This window comes from Acinetobacter sp. Q186-3 (assembly GCF_013420655.1).
Taxonomy (GTDB): Bacteria; Pseudomonadota; Gammaproteobacteria; order Pseudomonadales; family Moraxellaceae; genus Acinetobacter; species Acinetobacter indicus.
The window spans coordinates 80,807-101,387 of the sequence record NZ_VOXS01000009.1 but is presented as its reverse complement, the minus strand read 5'-3'; the positions used below and the strand labels follow the sequence as shown (position 1 = coordinate 101,387).

Genomic DNA, 20,581 nt, shown 5'->3' with positions numbered 1-20,581 from the left:
AGGATTGACCATGCAATGGAGTTATCGCTTCGTGAGTGGTGTTTTGTTTTGTGCCAGTGTGGTGGGGATGGTCTTCGCCCTGTATCTTGAGCATGTGCAAGGTCTGGCGCCGTGTCCATTATGTGTTTTCCAGCGTGTCGGCCTGATTGGTCTGGGGATCATTTCCCTGATCGCGCTGCTCCACAACCCGCTTTCGGGGGCGTTTAAACGGCTGTATGCCTTTTTGGGCAGCTTAAGCATTTTATGGTCGGCCGGTGTTGCCGCGCGGCATGTCTGGCTGCAAAACCTGCCGCCAGATCAGGTGCCAAGCTGTGGCCCGGGACTGGATTATCTGGTTGATGCCTTGCCAATGAAAGCGGTACTGCAACAGGTGCTGTCTGGGTCTGGCGAATGTGCAGTGATTGACTGGACTTTTCTGGGCCAATCCTTGCCGGTCTGGTCGTTAGTGTTCTTTATTGTGCTAACGATTATTAGTATCTGGCAGTTAATCCGTACCTATCCCTATACTTCGGCCAAAACCAAGCCGGTGAAAAAGAAATAATATTGTCTCCAGATCAATAACAAACAGGAGGGCCATGGCCCTCCTGTTTTAATTTTAGCGCATAATATTTTAAGTCAGGGCAATGCCTTCAATACTCTCTAAATTGACAATATATTCACGCACCTGTTCATTGACCCGGTCATCATTTTCCGGATAAAACCATTTCACAATCTGCTCGGCGACGCTGGAATGGTACTGAATTTCCATATGATTCAGACCATAAAACACCGCCTTATGCGATTCCGGCAGTTTTAGCTGAAAACGCGGGTTCGGATGTTCACCCAGTGCACTTTTGACACTGACCAGATAATCGCCAATTACTTTGCGGGTGCGGTTGCGCTTGTTTTCATATTCAATGGTGCCGGCCACCAAAAAGGCATTAATATGGGACGGGAAGGGCGCTGGTTTACGGTTATCATCAATTTCACCAATTCGCGCTTCATTGTGTTCCCAGTCATCATCGCGCACGCTGCCATAACGTAAATCCAGAATACCGTTACTGCGGATATTCACCACATGCCCGACAATTTTCATAAACGGGAAACGCCCCAGTTTATCCTGTAAGTGAAAGCCGAAACGCTCCAGCGCTGCACCATGATGCGGCGAACCCAGACAGACCAGGTTATCGACCATGTGAATCCACTCATGCAAATCCTGTTTGCCATAAAACAGAGCACTGCGTGACACCAGTCCGCCCATGCTATGTCCAATCAGGCTGATGCTGGTGATATTCGGATTGCGCTGAATCAGATCTTCCAGAGTATTGGCCAGACTATGACCATTGGCGGAAATACGCCGTCCGGTATTGTAATTTAAATACAGCATGGTGTTGCGCTGGCGCTGTGCCAGCAGTTTTTCGCCAATACCACCATATTGCTGATGTGACCAGTCCAGATGGTTCATACACAGGCCATGCACAAACAGAATCACCTGTCCGGTCAGCTCGCCTTTTTGCACACTGCCGTAGTGGTCATAAATGGTCATTGGCAGTGCCAGCGGATTTTGCTGATTCAGCAAATAATCACCCAGCACCCCATTTAAAATACCGACCAGCACATGCATATACGGTGTCAGCGGCTTGTCATGCAGGCGCGGAAAACGATCAATTACCTGACGCAGACTGGGCGCCAGCAGGTAGTTGCTATAGTTTTGCAAGGTATCAAAGGACAGGCTGTACAGCTTGCGAATGGGCGACATATTCTGAAATTTTCGGGAGTGCTGTTCACTCATGCCAAACAGGCTCAGCAAGACCTCACGCTGAATGGTCTGCACCAGCTCTTTGACCACCTGATGCACCGGCATACTCAACAGCTGCGCCAGACCTTCCAGTAAATCGGCCTGGCTGGGCGGTGTGGTGTCCCATTTACAATAAGTTTCATGCAATGGTGTTAAACTTGGCATGTGCTACTGCCCCCTAACAATAGTGTCGCGGCTACTTTCTTTTTCGTTGGCTTCACGGTATAAATTTCTAAGCTTAATTTTATATCATTCATCCCGAACAACTTTTACAATAGCGAGGATGACGCCCCAGTTTTAATTTTTTTGTCTAACAATTATTTGTGACATACAAATTAAAACATGAATGTGATCAAAGTCTCAAAAAAGTAAATACAACAATGAACATGGATAACATCCGATTAGCACAATGAATTTAATTTATTTGCATGGTTTCAGGAGCAATCCCTTTTCTGCCAAAGGCCAGCTGTTGCGGCAAGCGCTGGCACAGCGGAGTGACATTCAGGTGCATCTGCCCGATCTGAATGCGCCGCCATGCGAGGTGATGCAGCACTTATCTGCACTGATTGAGCAGCTGGATCAGGTGGCGCTGGTCGGCAGCAGTCTGGGCGGCTTCTATGCGACACAACTGGTCGCACGCTATGCGGTTCCGGCTGTGCTGATTAATCCGGCTATGCGACCATGGCAGTTGTTTCAGGAACTGTTCGGCGATGCGCAGATTCCGCTGAAAGTGCATGAACACTGGACGCTGGAGCTGCTCCATTTACAGCAACTGGAACAGATGGCAGTGCCTTTTGTTGAAAAGGCAGACAAAATTTTAGTGTTATTGCAGCAAGGCGATGAAGTTTTGGATTATCGTGACGCACAGCGTTATTATAGCCAGGCCCAGCATAGCTCTCTGATCATGACCGAAACCCGCGGCAATCATGGGATGGACAACTTTGCGCTAAAAATACCTATGCTGCTGCAGTTTTTATCGGATTCCCTAAAATAAGGAAACAGTACAACGTGTCTCAATATACGGCTCAATCTCTTGAAGTTTTATCTGGTCTCGATCCGGTCCGTCGCCGTCCGGGTATGTATACCGACACCTCGCGTCCGAACCATTTGGCGCAGGAAGTGATTGATAATGCTGTCGATGAGGCACTGGCCGGACATGCCACCAAAGTTAGCGTGACCGTGTATAAAGATGGCTCGCTGGCAGTAGAAGACAATGGCCGCGGGATGCCGGTGGATATTCACCCGGAATATGGCCAGAGCGGAATTGAAATTATTTTGACCAAGCTGCATGCCGGCGGCAAGTTCAGTACCGATAACTACCAGTTTTCCGGTGGTTTGCACGGGGTCGGGATTTCTGTGGTGAATGCCTTGTCGACCCGGGTAGAAGTGGATGTACAGCGTCAGGGCAATCTCTACAAAATGGCTTTTGAGCAGGGCGAAGCCACTGGACCACTAGAAGTGCTGGAAGGTAAAGCGCCAAAACGTGCGTCAGGCACCTTGGTGCGTTTCTGGCCGGAAGCCAAATATTTCGATTCACCAAAATTTGCCTTAAAAGCCTTAAAACATAATTTAAAAGCCAAAGCGGTTTTGGCGGCTGGCCTGCAAATCAATTATATCGACCAGATTAATGATGAAAAAATCACCTGGCAGTTTGAAAATGGCCTGGTCGATTATTTAATGGATGAACTGGAAGACCGCGAGATTATTCCGGCGCCGGCCTTTGTCTCTTCAGGCAATGCAGAACGCGCCAGCGCAGAGTTTGCGATTTGCTGGAATGTTGAAGGCGGTGAAAGCATTCAGGAATCTTACGTCAACCTGATTCCGACCGCGCAGGGCGGTACCCATGTCAATGGTTTGCGTTCCGGTATCACCGATGCCATGCGCGAGTTCTGTGAGCTGCGTAACCTGTTGCCGCGTAACTTGAAACTCTCGGCCGAAGATGTCTGGGATGGAGTGAACTATATCCTGTCGCTAAAATTCCAGGAGCCACAATTCTCCGGTCAGACCAAAGAGCGTCTGTCGAGCCGTGAAGCGTCCGGAATTGTGCAGAATATTGCCAAAGATGCCTTTGCCTTATGGCTGCATCAGAATTCAGATATAGCGCTGCAACTGGCAGAAATGGCCATCTCCAAGGCCGGTCGCCGTTTAAAAGCAGCCAAAAAAGTCGAGCGTAAAAAGATTGTGTCGGGTCCGGCTCTGCCAGGCAAGCTGGCCGACTGTGTCGGTCTGACCCGTGAAGAATCGGAACTGTTTATTGTCGAAGGGGATTCTGCGGGCGGTTCGGCCAAGCAGGCACGTGACAAGAATTTCCAGGCCATCATGCCGATTCGCGGTAAAATTTTAAATACCTGGGAAGTGTCTTCTGATGAGGTGCTGGGCTCTCAGGAAGTGCATGATATTGCCATTGCGATTGGGGTTGATCCGGGTTCAGATGACTTGTCTGAACTGCGTTATGGCAAAATCTGTATTCTGGCCGATGCCGACTCCGATGGTCTGCATATTGCCACCTTGCTCTGTGCGCTTTTTGTCAAACATTTCCCGGCTTTGGTAGAAGAAGGGCATTTATTTGTGGCCATGCCGCCATTATTCCGGATTGATGACAATAAAGATGTACATTACGCACTGGATGAAGATGAGCTCAACGGCATTTTAAATAAATGCAAAAGCAAAAATCCGCAAATCACCCGCTTTAAAGGCTTGGGTGAAATGAACGCCAGCCAGCTGCGTGAAACCACCATGGACCCGGATACACGCCGTCTGGTGCAACTGGATCTGGATGATATTCATGTCACTGCCGGTTTGCTGGATAAACTGCTGGCCAAAAAACGCTCCGCAGACCGGAAGCAGTGGCTAGAGCAAAAAGGCAATCTGGCTGATCTGGTGGTTTAAAACCTTAAAACTTTCATCATTTTAGAAAACCTGCCCGTCTTGGTGCAGGTTTTTTTATGTCGCTGATTTTTTCTCCAAAATGAGGCAATACGGCTGTATAGGGTTGCCCTTTTTTTGTTCACTTTTGTGTATCCTTATCCTTCAATATCTCTAAAAACTCAAGAGCACACCTTGCTTGCATGTGCGTGGTGCAGATCAGTGCAGCGTAGCTGAAGGGCGTTCTTTCATTTTTATATTAATCTAAGTAGCTAATTTTTATGATTTAAATCTTGCTTATCCCGTCTAGATCTGCCTGTCAGTTTTGCGTTTGGCATAGAAATTGAATTATCCGCTGCAGTCATAGAACAACAGGCACCATGTTCAGGTGCTGCATAAGTGTGGAGAAATTCATGAAGTTCCAGCGCAATCTGTTTTCAAAAAGTATGTTAGTGGCCAGCATGGCCGGGGTTGTGGCGCTCAGCGGCTGCTCAAAATCGACCGAAAGTAGCGACAGTGCCAGCACAGCCCAGCCAGCGGCCAGCACCGGTGAGACCATTAAAGTCGGTATCCTGCATTCCTTGTCCGGCACCATGGCCATTTCAGAAACCTCGCTAAAAGATACCGCGCTAATGGCAATCAATGAAATTAATGCCAATGGCGGGGTGCTGGGCAAAAAGCTGGAACCGGTGGTGGTTGATCCGGCCTCTGATTGGCCACTGTTTGCGGAACAGGCGCGCCAGCTGATTACTCAGGATAAGGTCGCGGTCATTTTTGGTGCGTGGACTTCAGTATCACGTAAATCGGTACTGCCGGTGGTGGAAGAGCTGAATGGTCTGCTGTTCTATCCGGTGCAATATGAGGGTCAGGAACAGTCGAAAAATATTTTCTATACCGGCGCAGCACCTAACCAGCAAGCGATTCCAGCAGTGGAATATCTGATGAGTGAAGAGGGCGGTCAGGCCGAACGTTTTGTGCTGCTAGGAACGGATTATGTCTATCCACGGACCACTAACCAGATTCTGCGCGCTTTCCTGAAATCAAAAGGCATTGCCGATGCCGACATTATGGAAGAGTACACCCCGTTTGGGCACAGCAACTATCAGACCATTGTCAGCAATATTAAAAAATTCTCGGCTGGGAAAAAGACTGCGGTCATTTCCACCATCAATGGCGATTCCAATGTGCCGTTCTACCGTGAACTGGGCAATCAGGGCATCAAAGCTTCTGATATTCCGGTGATGGCGTTCTCGGTGGGTGAAGAAGAATTACGCGGTATTGATACCAAGCCACTGGTCGGCCACTTGGCATCGTGGAACTACTTTATGTCGGTAAAAAATCCGGTCAATACCGAGTTCACCAACAAAATGAAGCAGTACGCAGTCGATTATAAACTGCCAAATGCCAACAAGCTGGTGACCAATGACCCGATGGAAGCGACCTATGTCGGCATCAATATGTGGAAGCAGGCGGTAGAAAAAGCCGGCACTACCGAGGTGGATCAAGTCCGTGCAGCCATGGCTGGTCAGGAATTTAAAGCACCCTCTGGTTATACCTTAAAAATGGATGCGTCAAACCATCACTTGCATAAGCCGGTCATGATCGGGCAAATCCGTGCCGATGGCCAGTTTGATATTGTTTATAAAACCCCGCAAACCCTACAGGCAGAACCTTGGAGTCCTTACCTTCCGAAGTAAGTTTGACATCACGCCTGCTGCTTCGGCAGCAGGTTTTTTTTCGATTTCTCTGCTTTCTTATAAAAAAGAGGACACACAATAGGGGGATATAAAATGAATATTCGCGTGAATATCGCCGCTATTTTTCTGATTTTTGCCCAAGTTTTATCGATACAGCTGGCTCAGGCCGAACAGCCGCAAACACAGACAGCCGTTGCTGTGACACAGGCCGATGCCATCCAGCAATTTGTGCAAGGTGATTTCGCCAGCCGCCGTGCCTTACTGAACCAGTGGCCCGGCAGCCTCGAACAGCTGGATCAGCTTGCACAATATGTTGAACAGCAGCAGCTCTATAGCGGCGCCAATGGTCAAACCTATATTCTGGAATCGGATGAGCGTTTACTGCATTATCCGGCACTGGAGCCGGTCAGCGACTGGCCAAGTGATCTGGCGCAGGTCACGCTGGTGAATACCTTGCAGAAAGCGCTGACCTTTGCGCTGGCGCATTCGAAAATGCAGTCAGAAGATGCGGCTGAGCGCCTTGAAGCTGTCGATATTTATGAAAGCAATCTGTCTGAATTACAGCTGGCGCAGATCAATCGCCTGTATTTACAGGAACGGAATAATAAGGTGAAGGCGCGTCTGGCCCAGCTCAAAGCACGGCTGGATTATCAGCAGCCAGATGTGCTGGTGAAAATTCAGGCCGCCCAGGTACTGGCCGATTCCAACCGTCCCGATGTACTGGCCATGGTGGAGCAGGAGCTGCAACAGCCGAATCTGAATCCGGAACTGAAAGCCGTGTTGCTGGAGGCCAAAAGCGCCATTCAGACCCGCTTACAGGCCAGTGAATGGGCCGGGCATCTATTTTCCGGGCTCAGTACCGCCAGTATTTTGCTGCTGGCGGCGTTAGGTCTGGCCATCACCTATGGTCTGCTTGGCGTTATTAATATGGCGCATGGCGAGCTGATCATGATTGGCGCTTATACCACCTATGTGGTGCAAAGCCTGTTTAAAAGCCATTTTGGCAGTTATCTGGACTGGTACCTGATCGTGGCGATTCCGGCAGCCTTTCTGGTCAGCGCTTTAATTGGCATGCTGATTGAACGCGCGGTAATTCGTCCGCTCTATGGCCGTCAGCTGGAAACCCTGCTGGCCACCTTTGGGGTGAGTCTGATTTTAATGCAATTGGTGCGGATGATCTTTGGCGCACAAAACGTGGAGGTGTCCAATATTGCCTGGCTGTCTGGCGGCATTTCCATTAGCCCAAGCCTGATGCTGCCGTATAACCGTATCGCAATTATTGTCTTTACCATCGCCGTGCTGTTGTTACTGGTCTATTTACTCAATAAAACCCGTTTTGGTCTGTTTGTGCGGGCTGTAACCCAAAACCGTCAGATGGCACGTGCCGTCGGAATTCGTTCCAGCCGCATCGACATGATGGCTTTTGGTCTGGGTTCTGGTCTGGCTGGACTGGCCGGTTGTGCCTTGGCGCAGGTCGGAAATGTCGGCCCGGATTTGGGGCAGAACTACATTATTGATGCCTTCCTGGTGGTGGTAGTTGGCGGGGTTGGTCAGGTCTGGGGTGCGGTACTGGCAGCACTGGGTCTGGGTATTAGCGGGACTGCGCTGGAAATTGGCATGGGCGCTGTACTGGCCAAAATTATTCTTCTGGTTCTTGTGATTTTGTTTATTCAAAAACGCCCACAAGGTCTGTTTGCCATCAAAGGCCGTTTTGTGGAGTAAGCGCATGAAGATCACACATTTACTTTCCGATAAACCCTATAGCGGGGCAGCCATTGCCGCCTGTTTTGCGATTTTACTGCTGTTGCCGTGGCTGCATCTGTTGCCGAGTGATTCGGCACTGCATCTGTCGGCTTATTGGGTCACCCTGATTGGCAAAATCATGTGTCTGGCACTGGTGGCTTTGGCCTTGGATCTGGTCTGGGGCTATGCCGGTATTTTAAGTTTGGGTCATGGCCTGTACTTTGCTCTGGGCGGTTATGCGTTTGGCATGTACCTGATGCGCCAATCCGCGGGTGATGGGCTGCCAGACTTTATGCGTTTCTTAAGCTGGACCGAGTTGCCGTGGTTCTGGGTTGGTACGGAACATTTCCTCTGGTCGCTTGCACTTGTTGTTTTAGTGCCGGGCATCATTGCCTTTGTGTTTGGCTTCTTTGCTTTTCGCTCCAAAATCAAGGGCGTGTATTTCTCGATTATCACCCAGGCCATGACCTTTGCTGCCGCACTACTGTTTTTCCGTAATGAAACCGGTTTCGGCGGCAACAATGGTTTTACCGGCTTTAAAACTATTTTGGGCATGGATATTACCTCGGCACCGATGCGGGCCAGCCTGTGTTTTATCACCGCGCTGGTGCTTCTGCTGTGCTTTATCGGGTTGCGTCATCTGATGAATCAGCCTTATGGCCGTGTGCTGGGTGCAATTCGTGACAGTGAAAACCGTCTGCAATATCTGGGCTATCGCACGCTGTGGTACAAGCTGTCGGCCTGGGTACTGTCTGCGGTGATCGCGGGTATTGCCGGGGCGCTGTATGTGCCACAGGCCGGCATCATCAACCCGAGTGAAATGAACCCGGTCAACTCAATTGAAATGGCGGTCTGGGTCGCAGCGGGTGGTCGTGGCACCTTAATTGGGCCTTTGCTCGGCGCGGGTGTGATTAACGCGGCCAAAACCTATTTCACCGCTGCTTCCCCAGAGGCGTGGTTACTGATTTTAGGGGCGCTGTTTATTGTGGTGACCATCTTCCTGCCGAAAGGGATTATTGGTCTGTTTGACCGTTTTAAAAAGGAGCGGAGCGAATGAGTGAACTGTTGCAAGCTCATGGCGGCCATGCTGCTGAAGGTTATGGCCGTCCCAAGGAACAGGGCGCAGATTTTAGCCACGGTATTGCGCTGTATTTGGAAAAAGTCAGCGTGTGGTTTGATGCCTTTCGTGCCTTAAATGACTTGTCTTTGTATATCGAAGAAGGGGAATTACGTTGCATCATTGGACCCAATGGTGCCGGTAAAACCACGTTAATGGATGTGATTACCGGTAAAACCCGTCCCACCGAAGGCAGTGCCTTTTTTGGCCAGACCTATGATTTAGCCAAGATGAGCACCGAACAGATTGCCGAGGCCGGAATTGGACGCAAGTTCCAGAAACCCACAGTATTTGAAAATTTTACTGTCATAGAAAACCTGCTGCTTGCCGCCCCGAAAGATAAACGGGTGAAAAAGAGTTTCTTTAGCAAGCTCGATCCGGATGCCCAACAGGCGCTGGAGGAATCGTTGGCGCAAATCCGCTTACAGGAATTGGTGCATAAACCGGCCGGATTGCTGTCGCATGGCCAAAAGCAGTGGCTGGAAATTGGCATGTTGCTGATGCAGCGCCCGAAGCTGATTTTGCTGGATGAACCAGTGGCAGGTATGACCGATGCCGAAACTGAACGCACCGCAGAGCTATGTCTGGAGCTGAAGAAAAATCATACCTTGATTGTGGTTGAGCATGACATGAGCTTTATTGACACCATCAGTGAAAAAGTCACGGTGCTGGCACAGGGTGCCATTCTGGCAGAGGGTACATTGGCCGAAGTTCAGGCCAATGAAGATGTGATTGAAAAATATTTGGGACGTTAAGGAGACCGCGATGCTAGAAGTCAAAGACGTCAATCAGTTTTATGGGGGCAGTCATATCCTGCGCGATGTATCGTTTCAGGCTCCGGTCGGCGCATGTTCAGTGGTGCTGGGGCGTAATGGCGTGGGCAAAACCACCTTGCTGAAATGCTTGATGGGCATTTTGCCGATTAAGTCCGGGCAGATTCTGCTGGATGGCAAAGATATTTCCAAGCTCAGTCCGGAGCAGCGCGTGCGTGAAGGTTTGGCCTATGTGCCGCAAGGCCGCGATATTTTTTCGACCTTAACAGTTGAGGAAAATATCCTGATTGGGATGGCGAAATTTAAAGGCACAAAAACCCGAAAAGTACCGGAACATCTGTACGAGATTTTTCCAATTCTGGATGAAATGAAGCAGCGCCGCGGCGGAGATTTATCCGGTGGTCAGCAGCAGCAATTGGCAATTGCCCGCGCGCTGGCTTCTGAACCGAAGGTATTAATTCTGGATGAGCCAACCGAGGGTATTCAGCCCTCGATTATTAAAGATATTGGCCGGGTGATTCGTAAACTGGCTGATAGTGGCGAAATGGCAATTGTGCTGGTCGAACAGTTCTATGATTTTGCCGAAGAGCTGGCCGATGGCTATACCGTGATGGTGCGTGGCCAGGTGATTGCACAAGGTGCCGGCAGGGAAATGCCGGAGAAAGGGATTCGGGAGTTAGTAGCGATTTAATTTCCCTCTCTCAAAGGGAGGTTGGAGGGATTTAACAAGTCAAAGCCTCCCTGAGCAAGAGATCAGCACGGCTTGATCTTGCAGCGCAAGAAGGGAGGTTTGGAGGCTTTAATTTCACCTCTCCCTGTCTCCGAAAAGGAGAGGGAAATTGTCATTCAATTTCCGTATTTTCATTCCATAAAAAATACCCGCCATACTGGCTGGATCTGAACTCACCCCCGCTACTTTTACCCTGTTCAGTTAAAAAGTGTTTGCCATTTTCGTTTAAGGTCAGGAAGCCTTTTGCAGTTAACTTCTCCAGTACATCTGCGGTTTTTAGCTTATGTTTTGCAGCCAGTTTGGAGGTGGTGAGTTTGGGTAGTGTTGAGCTTTCTTCGCCACGCTCTACTTCGGCCACCACAGCATCCGCTTTCACTTCATCGAGGCTAATCCGGACTTCATCACTAATCCGAATAATGCGCTGCGCTTCTTCATAGGCATCTTTAAATACTTCATCATCTTCGTATTTGCGAACCAGAATCCCCATTTCATTGTTATTAATCTGGCTGAATTCATATAAATTCAGGCTGGAAATAATACATTCTGATTCATTCAGATAGCATTTTGCATGCAGGTTCTTGCAGAAGCTTAAACGGACATAATCCAGTTTTTGCAGCCACTTAATTTCCTCTGGATGCAGGTCGCTTTTGCCATACACAATACGGATGTCAATTTTGAGCCGATCTTTATCTTCGAGTAATTCTTTAATCCGGTCATTGAGGCGTAAATAGGGGCTAATCAGAATTAAACGCTCTTTGGCATTCTTAATCAGTTCTTCTAGAAAAAAGTTGGTTGCACTGGTGTTTAAAAACTTGGCCATAAAAATCCCCGTGTCATTCTTATTGATGGCTTAGATCATAGTCTAAGTATAGGTAAAAATTAAACAAAAAAAAGAGCACTGAAATCAGTGCTCTTTTAGATGGATGCTGAGCGTTTAGCTAAAGAACCAGTATACGAACAGCGCAATAATGAAGGTACACAGGATGTTTAATACTATCCCGACACTCATCATTTCACGCTGTCTGATATGACCGGACCCAAACACAATTGCATTTGGCGGTGTTGCTACAGGCAACATAAAGGCACACGATGCACCAATACCAATAATAATCACCAGAATTTCTTTTGGCATACCCATCTGGTCGGCAATGGCGGCAAAGACCGGTACCAACAGTGCAGCAGAAGCGGTGTTACTGGTAAATTCAGTCAGGAAAATAATGAAAATGGTCACCACAAAAATAATCACCAGCGGTGATGCCGTACCAAATACATCTGCAACGGTTTGACCCAGTACCAGCGATGCACCTGAATCTTTTAACATCGCACTTAAGGTTAAACCACCACCGAACAGCAGTAACACCCCCCAGTCGGTGTTTTCAGAAACCTGTTTCCAAGTGGCTGTACCTAAAATCACCACCAGACAGGCGGCGACCAGCGCGGTCCAGGTATCCGGAGATGAAATACCAAAGTTCTCGCTGAGTTTTTTGCCAAAAATCCAGGCAATCGCGGTACAGATAAACAGAATCATGGTCGCGATACGGGTTCGGTTCCATGGAATTACTTCTGTTTCAAAATGAATTTTCTGGTTCAGTTTCGGACGCAACACCAGATATAAACTGACCAACATGGCTGGCAGTAAAATCAGCATCATCGGCAAACCGATTTTCATCCAGTCGGCGAAGTCATAGTCCAGTGCTTTGGCAGCAATCGCATTCGGTGGTGAACCGACCAGCGTTCCCAGGCCGCCAATACTGGCCGAATAGGCAATCCCGAGAAGAATAAAGACGAAGGTAGAGCGCTCTTTGGTTGAATCTAGGTGCGACAGCAGACCCAAAGCCAGCGGGAGCATCATCGCTGCGGTGGCGGTATTGGAAATCCACATCGACAGTGCAGCTGTGACGGCAAAAATGGCCAGCACTGAAATCCCCAAATGCCCGCCAGACATGGAAATAATCCACATCGCAATTTTACGGTCCAGTTTCTGGATATGTAGGGCAGTGGCCAAGGCAAAACCACCAAAGAACAGGAAAATGACCGGGTCAGCAAAAGTCCGCAGCGCCTGCGTGGTGGTCATCGGTACCAGTTCTTTGCTGGCATTTTCAATCGGCATGCCAAGCGCTACGGCCAGCACCGGCACCAGCAGCGCGGTAATGGTGATATGCACCGCTTCAGTCAGCCATAAAATCCCGATAAACAGCAGCAGGCTCAGGCCTTTATTGGCATAATCATCATAGGGCAAAATATGGTAAAAGCCCCAAGAAAGCAGGGCGGCAATGACAATAATAATCCAGCCTTTGACAATGCCTTTCGGCGCGGCCTCGACCGGTGGTTTTAACGTATCTGTATTCATATACGATCCTTTTATAGATTTATAGGAATTAGAGTAATCGGCCTATTATTTAATATTTTTCAAGCAGGGGGGCAAAGTATAAATTGATTATTTTGTAGCTAAGTGAAGATTAAACCACAAAAAAATGCGGGTTCTGACTGAGGAGTTGCACAGCTTGCCACAGGGCTGAGCCGCCGAGCACGGCCAGTAAGCTGAGAATCAGCCAGCGAAATTTCTGCTGGGAAATATGGGCACGTAACTGGCCGCCAGCCCAGACCCCGAGCAGCGACACCACGGTTAATAAGCCCAGTAAGGACCATTGTTCAGATTTAAATTGCAGCATCACCGGGTAAAGCAGCAGCAGCTGAATCAGTTTACTGACCGCAAAATTCAAGTTGCTGATCAGCACAATTTCGGTTTTGCTGTGTTCGGTACTCAGCAGGTACATCATCAGAAAGGGTGCCATGGCATTGGTGGCTCCGCCGATCACACCGGCCAGCAGACCAAACAGCAGCATGTTTTTCAGACTGGCCTGAATGCGCAGGGGCTGGCTGCGAAACTGATCCAGCACATACCATAAAATAAACAGCCCCATCAGCAGTTTGAGATAGCCATCATTTAGATGTAGCAGTAACTGCACACCGAATACACTTCCGATCAGACTGCTGATAATCAGGCCCCAATATTGACCGGAATAATAGCGCAGCGCCTGAAGAAAGCTGCGTTCGGGGTCGCTATTGAGTAAAAACAGATTCAGGATCAGGCAGGGTAATAGTACAAAGGCTACCGTGGTCGACAGCGGGTACAAGGTGGAGATGGCCGCGGTACTGACCATAGGAAAGCCGAAGCCACTGATCCCGTGTAACAGGGCAGCAATGATACAAAAGATCAGAACCATCAGGTCGGCTTTAGACATGCGTATTTCAACGGACTGGCAGAGTACTGACTAAAACATGCACATACTGGGCTTGTAAAGGGCAAGCCGGCTTATTTTTTATCAAATGGAGCGTAAACCTCTGTCTTTCAGTCAGAGATATAAGCGACACGACATGAAATGTCGTTTAATTGCTAAAAAACAATATATTAAGCCTAGTATGAGCTAATATAAGCCCATGAAAACACTTAAATTACGCATAAAAAACAGTCACACAAAGGTGCTAGACCAATTGGCATCTGAAGTTAATTTTGTCTGGAACTATGTCAATGATTTGTGTTTCAAACACCTACAGCGCAAACAACAATTCTTTTCAGCATACGATATTGCTAAATACACGAAAGGCGCATCAAAGGAATGTAATCTTCATAGCCAAACCATTCAGGCTGTAACAGAAGAATTGGTCACTCGCAGAAAACAGTTCAAAAAATCAAAATTGAGATGGCGTGTCAGTAATAAGAAATCAGCAAGAAGATCACTGGGTTGGATACCCTTTAAAAAGGTCGCTATTAAATATGCCGATGGATACGTTCAGTATGGCAAGCATCAATTCAAGCTATGGGATAGTTACGGACTATCGAAATACAGCATTCAAACAGGCTCATTTGTAGAGGATAGTCGTGGACGTTGGTATGTCTGCTTAGTGGTTGATTCACCCAAACAAGACAAACCTACCGCCACAAAAGCCGTGGGTATTGATCTAGGCTTAAAAGATATTGCTACCTGTTCCGATGGCACAGTCATCAGTAATCCCAAGTTCTATCGAAAATACGAGCAAAAGCTCGGTATTGCTCAGAGAGCGAGAAATAAAAAGCGTGTCCGTGCATTACACGCCAAGATTGCAAACTGTCGTAAAGACCATTTGCACAAGGCTAGCACCCAGCTGGTGAAAGACAATGCACTGATTGTCGTTGGTGATCTAAGTGCGAACAAACTTGTAAAAACTAAAATGGCGAAATCTGTTTTAGATACAGGATTTTCAGCGCTCAAAACCATGCTCAAGTATAAATGCGAGAACGCAGGGGTCATGTTTGAGGAAGTCAACGAGAGATTCACAACCCAAACCTGTTCGAGCTGCGGTACAATCACCGCAAGCAGTCCGAAAGGTAGAGCAGATTTGCGAATAAGAGTATGGAAATGTGAATGCGGAAGTGTAAATCAACGCGATTTAAACTCCGCCAAGAACATACTTGCGCTTGGGCATAAGCGTCTAGCAGTAGGAATCACCCTCCTTTCAGGTGGGTGAGGATGTCAAACCAAATGGAGAATTAAATCTGGGCAGAAACAATCTGGATGGGTGAGTTGAATTCATATACATCGCAGTTGGGACCAGAGCCAATCCGGTCAATCACGGCAAAATCGCTGGGTGCCTCCAGCGTCAGCAGGGGATGATGCCAGGTCCCGGCGCGGTAATTCACGCCTTGGGAACCATCGCTAATAAACGCTTGAAGCTGGCTGAGTTCTGGCTCATCTGTATTTAAACCCGGTGCCACCACCACCAGAAAGGCTTGCCCCTGCATCGGAATAAAAGCCTGCGACCCTTGAGGATGGCGCTCCAGCATTGCTACCTGAAACGGTATTTGGGTACTCTGGATATTGCGGAAAATACTGATGCCTGCTTGTCCTTCACCAAAAATTTCCGTCATGGCCAGCGCATGATAACGCTCGGTTTGGGCATGGTTAATATGAAAATAGTCATGTCCCTGACAGCTAATCACTTCACCAAAAGGGGCAAAATTGTCCAGGGTCAATGCTTGAATCTGAATGGTATTTTTCATGTTGTTTGAGAGTTCCTGGGCGGGTATTTTTATGGTCATCATCAACTGGTAGAGATGGAGGTCGCTGTCAGCCTGTGGAGTGGGCCAACAGCGACGCTGGTGCGTTAGTCCACCAGTGTGCCCCAGAGGCGAATCCGGCTGATGCCGCCGTCGGGAATCATATTGACCCGGATATGCGAGATTTTATCGTGCTTTAAAATCTGCTCGATAAAGGAATGCACATGGTCCATCTGCATGGGCTGCGCCTCCAGTAAAAATGGCCAGAACATGCTTTGTGGAATCAGTTGCGGATCGGTGGCATCTTCAATATAGACGGCCTGAATCGACACTTCTGCCGGGTAGTTGCCCTTGAAATGGGCGGTGTCGATATCAATTTTTTCAATCTGGCCGGCCTGTCCCAAAGCCAGAATACACCAGTCAAAGCCGGGCGTGCGGCGGCGTTTGGTTTCCCAGCCATCGCCCATATTGATGCTACGACCCGGATTAATCAGATTGCGTGGATGGCCAAAGTGGGCATCGCTATAGGTAATTACCCGGCCGCCGTTTTCAAGCGCCAGTAAATCCAGTGTACCCTGATGATCTGTGGTCTGAATTTTCACCTCGCCATATACGCGAAAACGTGCCACACCGCCATCGGGGAAAATATTCAGACGCACATGGGTATAGACCGCATCAGAGCTGACTTCAAACAGATGATGCTGGCTGGGTCCCAAAATACTGTTGGCTAAAAGCGGCTGCCATTCGGCCTGCTCCAGATTACCTTGCGGCGCATAGCAGGCTTCGACACTGGCTGAAGCGGGATAGTTACCGCTAAAAAAGGTGGTATCAATATCCAGCGCCTGAATTTTGCCAGCCACACCTAACTGGACAATGGCCCAGTCATAACCGGCATGGCGCTTGCGGCGGGTTTCCCAGCCGTCCATCCATTTGCCATGATCATCAAATTTATCTTCCACAAATACTGGTGCTGCAAATTGCAGCATACGCTGCGCATCGGCAAAAAAATCATCTGAACATTCAAGAACTTTTGCACCAATACGGGTATCTGCCAGGTTGGTTAGTGTTTGAAGCTGGGGCGGTAGGTCAAATGTTGGTGCAATTAAAGTGGCCATAATTCTCTTCCATTTATTGTTCATTCACAGCAGGCACGGCCGTGCATCGAAATCAGGCAGTGGCGCCAGATTTGGCTTGTACAGCAGGCCTATTACTACGGGTAGAAGCACAGCCTGTGCCAACTTCTGGCCATGCGACCCAGGCTAAGCATGAAATGGCACGTTTTTCGCTTCAGCTGTTCAGTTTTGACAGGCAAGCCTTGGGAGGAAAAATGAAAATTACAATTATTGGTGCAGGTATTGGCGGATTAACCACAGGGATTGCACTAAAAAAGTTTGGCCATGAAGTGCGTATTTATGAACAGGCTGAGCAGATTCTTCCGGTGGGTGCCGCTATTTCCCTGTGGTCCAATGGGGTGAAATGCCTGAATTACCTCGGGCTGACCGAGCAGGTGGCCGAGCTGGGCGGGCAGATGGATCATCTGGCCTATGTTGATGGCTTGAGCGGTGATGTGATGACCCAGTTCAGCCTGACGCCGTTAATTGAAGAAGTCGGGCAGCGTCCGTATCCGGTGTCGCGCGCGGAACTGCAAAATATGCTGATGGATGCATTTGGTCGTGAGCACATCTATTTAGGCAAGAAAATGGTGGCACTCCAGGAAGATGGTTCACAGGTGACGGTCAGCTTTGCTGATGGCACACAGCTACAAACCGAACTGCTGGTCGGGGCCGATGGTACCCACTCTTTAACCCGCGCCTATGTACTGGATGAAACCGTCGCGCGCCGTTATGCCGGTTATGTCAATTGGAATGGTCTGGTGGAGGTGTCCGAACAGCTGGCCCCGGCCGACCAGTGGACTACCTTTGTCGGAGAAGGCAAGCGCGCTTCCCTGATGCCGGTGGCCGATCAGCGTTTTTATTTTTTCTTTGATGTGCCGCTAGCGGCCGGACTGGAGAATGACCGCAGCCAGTATAAAACACTGTTAAAACAGTATTTTCAGGGCTGGTGTCCGCAGGTGCAGCAGCTGATAGACTCGATTGATGAACAGCGCACCAATCGCGTGGAAATTCATGATATTGAGCCTTTCGCCAATTTTTATAAAGGCCGGGTGGTGCTAGTGGGAGATGCCGCACATAGCACCACGCCAGATATTGGACAGGGTGGTTGTCAGGCCATGGAAGATGCTATTTATCTGGCACGTGCCTTACAAATTAATACCTTGGGTGTGCAGGATGCCTTAAGCCGCTACCAGAATAAACGCAATGAGCGCGCCAATGAACTGGTGCTGCGCGCGCGTAAACGCTGTGATGTTACGCATATGAAAGACCAGCAGGTGACGGAAGCCTGGTATGCCGAACTGCGCCAAGAGCAGGGGCCACATATCATGAAAGGCATTATCAGCAATATAGTCGGTAATCCGCTGGATTAATTTTTCTGTGCAGGATGCTTTTCAAGAAATACAGGTCAATCGACTGGTGTTGAGGCTGGCTGCTCTGATGCTGGATCCAGAATGAGTTGCATCAGCACCAGATCACGCCATTGTCCGAATTTTCTTCCAACTTGGGGCATATAGCCGCAATGCTGAAAACCTAATTGCTGATGCAAGGCAATTGAACCGCTATTGTCATGGTCAATGGCGGCCACCATCACATGAACCTGATGTGCCTGTGCATGCTGGATTAAGGCCTGCATCAACTGTTTGCCCAAACCCTGCCGGCTGAATTGACGGTCAATAAACACCGAATGTTCGACTGTATGTTTAAAACCGCTGATGCTGCGGAAGGTGGAATAATCGGCATAGCCGACAATTTGTCCGGTGTCCAGATGTTCGGCTACCAGCAGCGGAAAATTCTGTTTTTGTAATTGCTGGAACCAGTGCTGGAAATGTGCCAGATCAAAGGGCTGTTCATTCCAGGTGTTTACATGCTGTAGCACTTCCGGGTTATAAATCGCCTGAATGGCAGCAAGATCGTGTTCGGTGGCAGGACGAAGATGAAAGCGCATAAGCAGCACATCAGGATAGGAATGAGCGCATTATCATGCCGCTGCGGGCATAAAAAAAGCAAGACCGGAGTCCTGCTTTTTTAGGTTATGTATACGACTTAGAAATGGTATTTCACCAGTGCGCTGACATCATTCTGGTCTGCGCCTTTTACGCCAAATTTGTTGTTCCATACTGAGTGTTCAATACCCACGTATAAACGTGTTTCTGGAGAAATGTGTTTACCCACATTCCATTTGTACTGAGAAGTCCAGTTTAATTCGCTGGCATGAGTATCTTCAGCTGTTGACCAGTCCAGGAAGGCATCAACCAGGAAGTCTTCATTGCCCAGTTTAAATGGTACAGCATAGGTGATGGTCATTTGATAATCATCATCTGTCGTATCATTATCAGCACGATAGAAGTTGATGTTCGCATATTGGGTATATGGAATATCTAAAGCAAAGCCAACGCCATATAAGAAGTTGTTGAACTCAGGGTTGCCACCGTGCCCTGCGTTGTGCTCCCAAGTTGTTGCGACTAACACATCTTTCACTGGACCAAATGCCAGATTTTGACCAGTCACTTCGCCTAGGCTTAAACGTGGTGCCAATTCAAAGTAAGTTGAATCGTCATTGTTGCCATCCCATTGCTGGTCAACAAAGAAGAATACATCTGCATATTTCAGTTTAGCTGCGTATTCAGCAGTTAAGGTGGTACGGTCTTCAGTGCCTCCTAACTCGTAGTTTTCACCATAAAGACCAGTCAAGCTAAAGTCTTGCCATACAATAGGACTCGCCTGAGTGAAGGCAGCAGCGGTTGAGAATGCACAAAGTGCAGCAAGTTGCGTAAGTTTCATAACGGTGTCTTCGTCTTCCCCAAAAAGCGTGTCAAGGATACAGGTTATTAAGCAAAAATAAAGCCAAATTTAACTTTTTATTGGCAATTTTCCGACCAAATTTAGCTGCCGCGATAGGTCGAATAGGCAAAAGGACTGATCAATAACGGGATGTGATAATGCTGTGTCGCCTCCTTAATCTGGAAGTAAATCACCACTTTAGGAAAGAAGCTGTCCAGGCCTTTTCGTTCAAAATAGGCCGCAGTATAAAACTCCAGACTATATGAGCCTTCCGGACAGTCGGCCAAAGCAAAATCGGCGGCCGTGACCCGGCCATCGGTATTGGTTTCGGCTTCGGCCAGTAACTGTTGTTGCTGATTAAATAGCCGGATTTTCACGCCGGTAGCCGGTTGACCCAAATGGGTATCTAAAATATGGGTGCTGATCATGACTGAAGCTCCTGGCTTAAACGCAGTAAGGCAATGTCTGAGAGTTGCTGCTGCACAATGCGCTGTTCAGTGTCGGCATCATTCAGCAGACGATACTGTAAGGCTTGCAGAATATCTTCACTGCTCAAGCCAAAGGCTTTAATCAGGAAAATAAACCCGAATTTTTTTTCATAGGCCAGATTACCCTGTAAAAGTGCCTGCTGGGTGTCGCTATTGAGCTGGACGGCAGCCTGTTCCCGGGCTGAAAATACCTGCTCCTGTGCCGTAAGCTCTTGTTGTGCCTGTTTTTCACCAATTCGAGGATGGTTTGCGAGTGCGGCCTGAATCTCAGGCCAGCTCCAGTGGCTGGCCAGCTGCCGTGAAAACTCTAAAAGTTGCTCGATACTCTCAAAAGGACGCTGTTGGGCAATGACAGTTGCCCATGCCGGAATATGTACACATTGCTGCAAGAATTGGTGAATCTCAGCTTCAGGGGCCTGATTAAATTGATCCAGTTGCACAGTAAGGGTCTCATCAT

At 48.5% G+C, this 20,581-nt stretch carries 20 protein-coding genes; 10 read left to right on the top strand and 10 right to left on the bottom strand.

Annotated elements, in window-relative coordinates; genetic code table 11:
• Positions 1-10: 10 nt before the first annotated feature.
• A complete protein-coding gene (locus tag FTT64_RS09760) occupies positions 11-541 on the top strand; it encodes a disulfide bond formation protein B (RefSeq protein ID WP_168370811.1) in 531 nt (176 codons plus the stop codon).
• A 69-nt stretch (positions 542-610) separates the two neighbouring features.
• Here the strand turns inward: FTT64_RS09760 and FTT64_RS09755 are convergent, their stop codons facing one another.
• Complete coding sequence (locus tag FTT64_RS09755; RefSeq protein WP_075168204.1) at positions 611-1,942, bottom strand: hypothetical protein; 1,332 nt, start codon at positions 1,940-1,942, stop codon at positions 611-613.
• A gap of 244 nt (positions 1,943-2,186) precedes the next feature.
• Between FTT64_RS09755 and FTT64_RS09750 the strand changes: the two genes are divergently transcribed.
• From FTT64_RS09750 to urtE, 7 genes are all read left to right on the top strand, one after another.
• Positions 2,187-2,771, top strand: a complete 585-nt coding sequence (locus FTT64_RS09750) for a YqiA/YcfP family alpha/beta fold hydrolase (RefSeq protein WP_104471951.1) — start codon at positions 2,187-2,189, stop codon at positions 2,769-2,771.
• A 14-nt stretch (positions 2,772-2,785) separates the two neighbouring features.
• The gene (parE, locus tag FTT64_RS09745; protein ID WP_005180875.1) at positions 2,786-4,666 is read left to right on the top strand and encodes a DNA topoisomerase IV subunit B; all 1,881 of its coding nucleotides are present in this window, start codon (positions 2,786-2,788) and stop codon (positions 4,664-4,666) included.
• Positions 4,667-5,055: 389 nt separating this feature from the next.
• Positions 5,056-6,339: an urea ABC transporter substrate-binding protein gene (gene urtA / locus FTT64_RS09740; RefSeq protein ID WP_160255399.1), complete on the top strand. Its 1,284-nt coding sequence runs from the start codon at positions 5,056-5,058 to the stop codon at positions 6,337-6,339.
• A 93-nt stretch (positions 6,340-6,432) separates the two neighbouring features.
• Positions 6,433-8,061 carry an urea ABC transporter permease subunit UrtB gene (gene urtB / locus FTT64_RS09735; protein ID WP_180182319.1) on the top strand — a complete coding sequence of 543 codons (1,629 nt, stop codon included), beginning with the start codon at positions 6,433-6,435 and terminating at the stop codon, positions 8,059-8,061.
• Positions 8,062-8,065: 4 nt separating this feature from the next.
• Positions 8,066-9,139 (top strand): urea ABC transporter permease subunit UrtC, encoded by a 1,074-nt coding sequence (gene urtC / locus FTT64_RS09730; RefSeq protein ID WP_016658716.1) that lies wholly within the window; start codon positions 8,066-8,068, stop codon positions 9,137-9,139.
• A complete protein-coding gene (gene urtD / locus FTT64_RS09725) occupies positions 9,136-9,954 on the top strand; it encodes an urea ABC transporter ATP-binding protein UrtD (RefSeq protein WP_104513174.1) in 819 nt (272 codons plus the stop codon). The genes urtC and urtD overlap by 4 nt, the downstream gene beginning before the upstream one ends.
• Positions 9,955-9,964: 10 nt before the next feature.
• Positions 9,965-10,663, top strand: a complete 699-nt coding sequence (gene urtE, locus FTT64_RS09720) for an urea ABC transporter ATP-binding subunit UrtE (protein WP_180182318.1) — start codon at positions 9,965-9,967, stop codon at positions 10,661-10,663.
• 151 nt (positions 10,664-10,814) lie between these two features.
• Here urtE and FTT64_RS09715 read toward each other — a convergent pair whose 3' ends face one another.
• The 3 genes from FTT64_RS09715 to FTT64_RS09705 all read right to left on the bottom strand — a co-directional run bounded on the left by FTT64_RS09715 (position 10,815) and on the right by FTT64_RS09705 (position 13,947).
• A complete protein-coding gene (locus FTT64_RS09715) occupies positions 10,815-11,522 on the bottom strand; it encodes a phospholipase D family protein (protein ID WP_180046864.1) in 708 nt (235 codons plus the stop codon).
• 114 nt (positions 11,523-11,636) lie between these two features.
• Positions 11,637-13,052 (bottom strand): DASS family sodium-coupled anion symporter, encoded by a 1,416-nt coding sequence (locus FTT64_RS09710; protein ID WP_005180862.1) that lies wholly within the window; start codon positions 13,050-13,052, stop codon positions 11,637-11,639.
• Between the two features lie 109 nt (positions 13,053-13,161).
• The gene (locus FTT64_RS09705) at positions 13,162-13,947 is read right to left on the bottom strand and encodes a sulfite exporter TauE/SafE family protein (protein WP_016658721.1); all 786 of its coding nucleotides are present in this window, start codon (positions 13,945-13,947) and stop codon (positions 13,162-13,164) included.
• 196 nt (positions 13,948-14,143) lie between these two features.
• Between FTT64_RS09705 and FTT64_RS09700 the strand changes: the two genes are divergently transcribed.
• The gene (locus FTT64_RS09700; protein ID WP_180182317.1) at positions 14,144-15,211 is read left to right on the top strand and encodes an RNA-guided endonuclease TnpB family protein; all 1,068 of its coding nucleotides are present in this window, start codon (positions 14,144-14,146) and stop codon (positions 15,209-15,211) included.
• Between the two features lie 22 nt (positions 15,212-15,233).
• Here the strand turns inward: FTT64_RS09700 and FTT64_RS09695 are convergent, their stop codons facing one another.
• Together FTT64_RS09695 and alc are read right to left on the bottom strand one after the other, a co-directional pair.
• The gene (locus FTT64_RS09695) at positions 15,234-15,743 is read right to left on the bottom strand and encodes an ureidoglycolate lyase (protein WP_180047452.1); all 510 of its coding nucleotides are present in this window, start codon (positions 15,741-15,743) and stop codon (positions 15,234-15,236) included.
• A 104-nt stretch (positions 15,744-15,847) separates the two neighbouring features.
• Positions 15,848-16,855 carry an allantoicase gene (gene alc / locus FTT64_RS09690; protein WP_180047454.1) on the bottom strand — a complete coding sequence of 336 codons (1,008 nt, stop codon included), beginning with the start codon at positions 16,853-16,855 and terminating at the stop codon, positions 15,848-15,850.
• 212 nt (positions 16,856-17,067) lie between these two features.
• Here alc and hpxO point away from each other — a divergent pair, with 212 nt between their 5' ends.
• Complete coding sequence (hpxO, locus tag FTT64_RS09685) at positions 17,068-18,225, top strand: FAD-dependent urate hydroxylase HpxO (protein ID WP_075175542.1); 1,158 nt, start codon at positions 17,068-17,070, stop codon at positions 18,223-18,225.
• Between the two features lie 35 nt (positions 18,226-18,260).
• On the opposite strand, the gene FTT64_RS09680 is transcribed toward hpxO, so the two are convergent.
• From FTT64_RS09680 to uraD, 4 genes are all read right to left on the bottom strand, one after another.
• Positions 18,261-18,800 (bottom strand): GNAT family N-acetyltransferase, encoded by a 540-nt coding sequence (locus FTT64_RS09680; protein WP_152342576.1) that lies wholly within the window; start codon positions 18,798-18,800, stop codon positions 18,261-18,263.
• Between the two features lie 98 nt (positions 18,801-18,898).
• Entirely contained in the window at positions 18,899-19,636 is a 738-nt protein-coding gene (locus FTT64_RS09675; protein ID WP_168407369.1) for an outer membrane protein OmpK, read from the bottom strand.
• 101 nt (positions 19,637-19,737) lie between these two features.
• Complete coding sequence (gene uraH, locus FTT64_RS09670) at positions 19,738-20,064, bottom strand: hydroxyisourate hydrolase (protein ID WP_180047460.1); 327 nt, start codon at positions 20,062-20,064, stop codon at positions 19,738-19,740.
• A complete protein-coding gene (uraD, locus tag FTT64_RS09665) occupies positions 20,061-20,564 on the bottom strand; it encodes a 2-oxo-4-hydroxy-4-carboxy-5-ureidoimidazoline decarboxylase (protein WP_104511360.1) in 504 nt (167 codons plus the stop codon). Before uraD ends, uraH begins: the two co-directional genes overlap by 4 nt.
• Between the last annotated feature and the right edge of the window lie 17 nt (positions 20,565-20,581).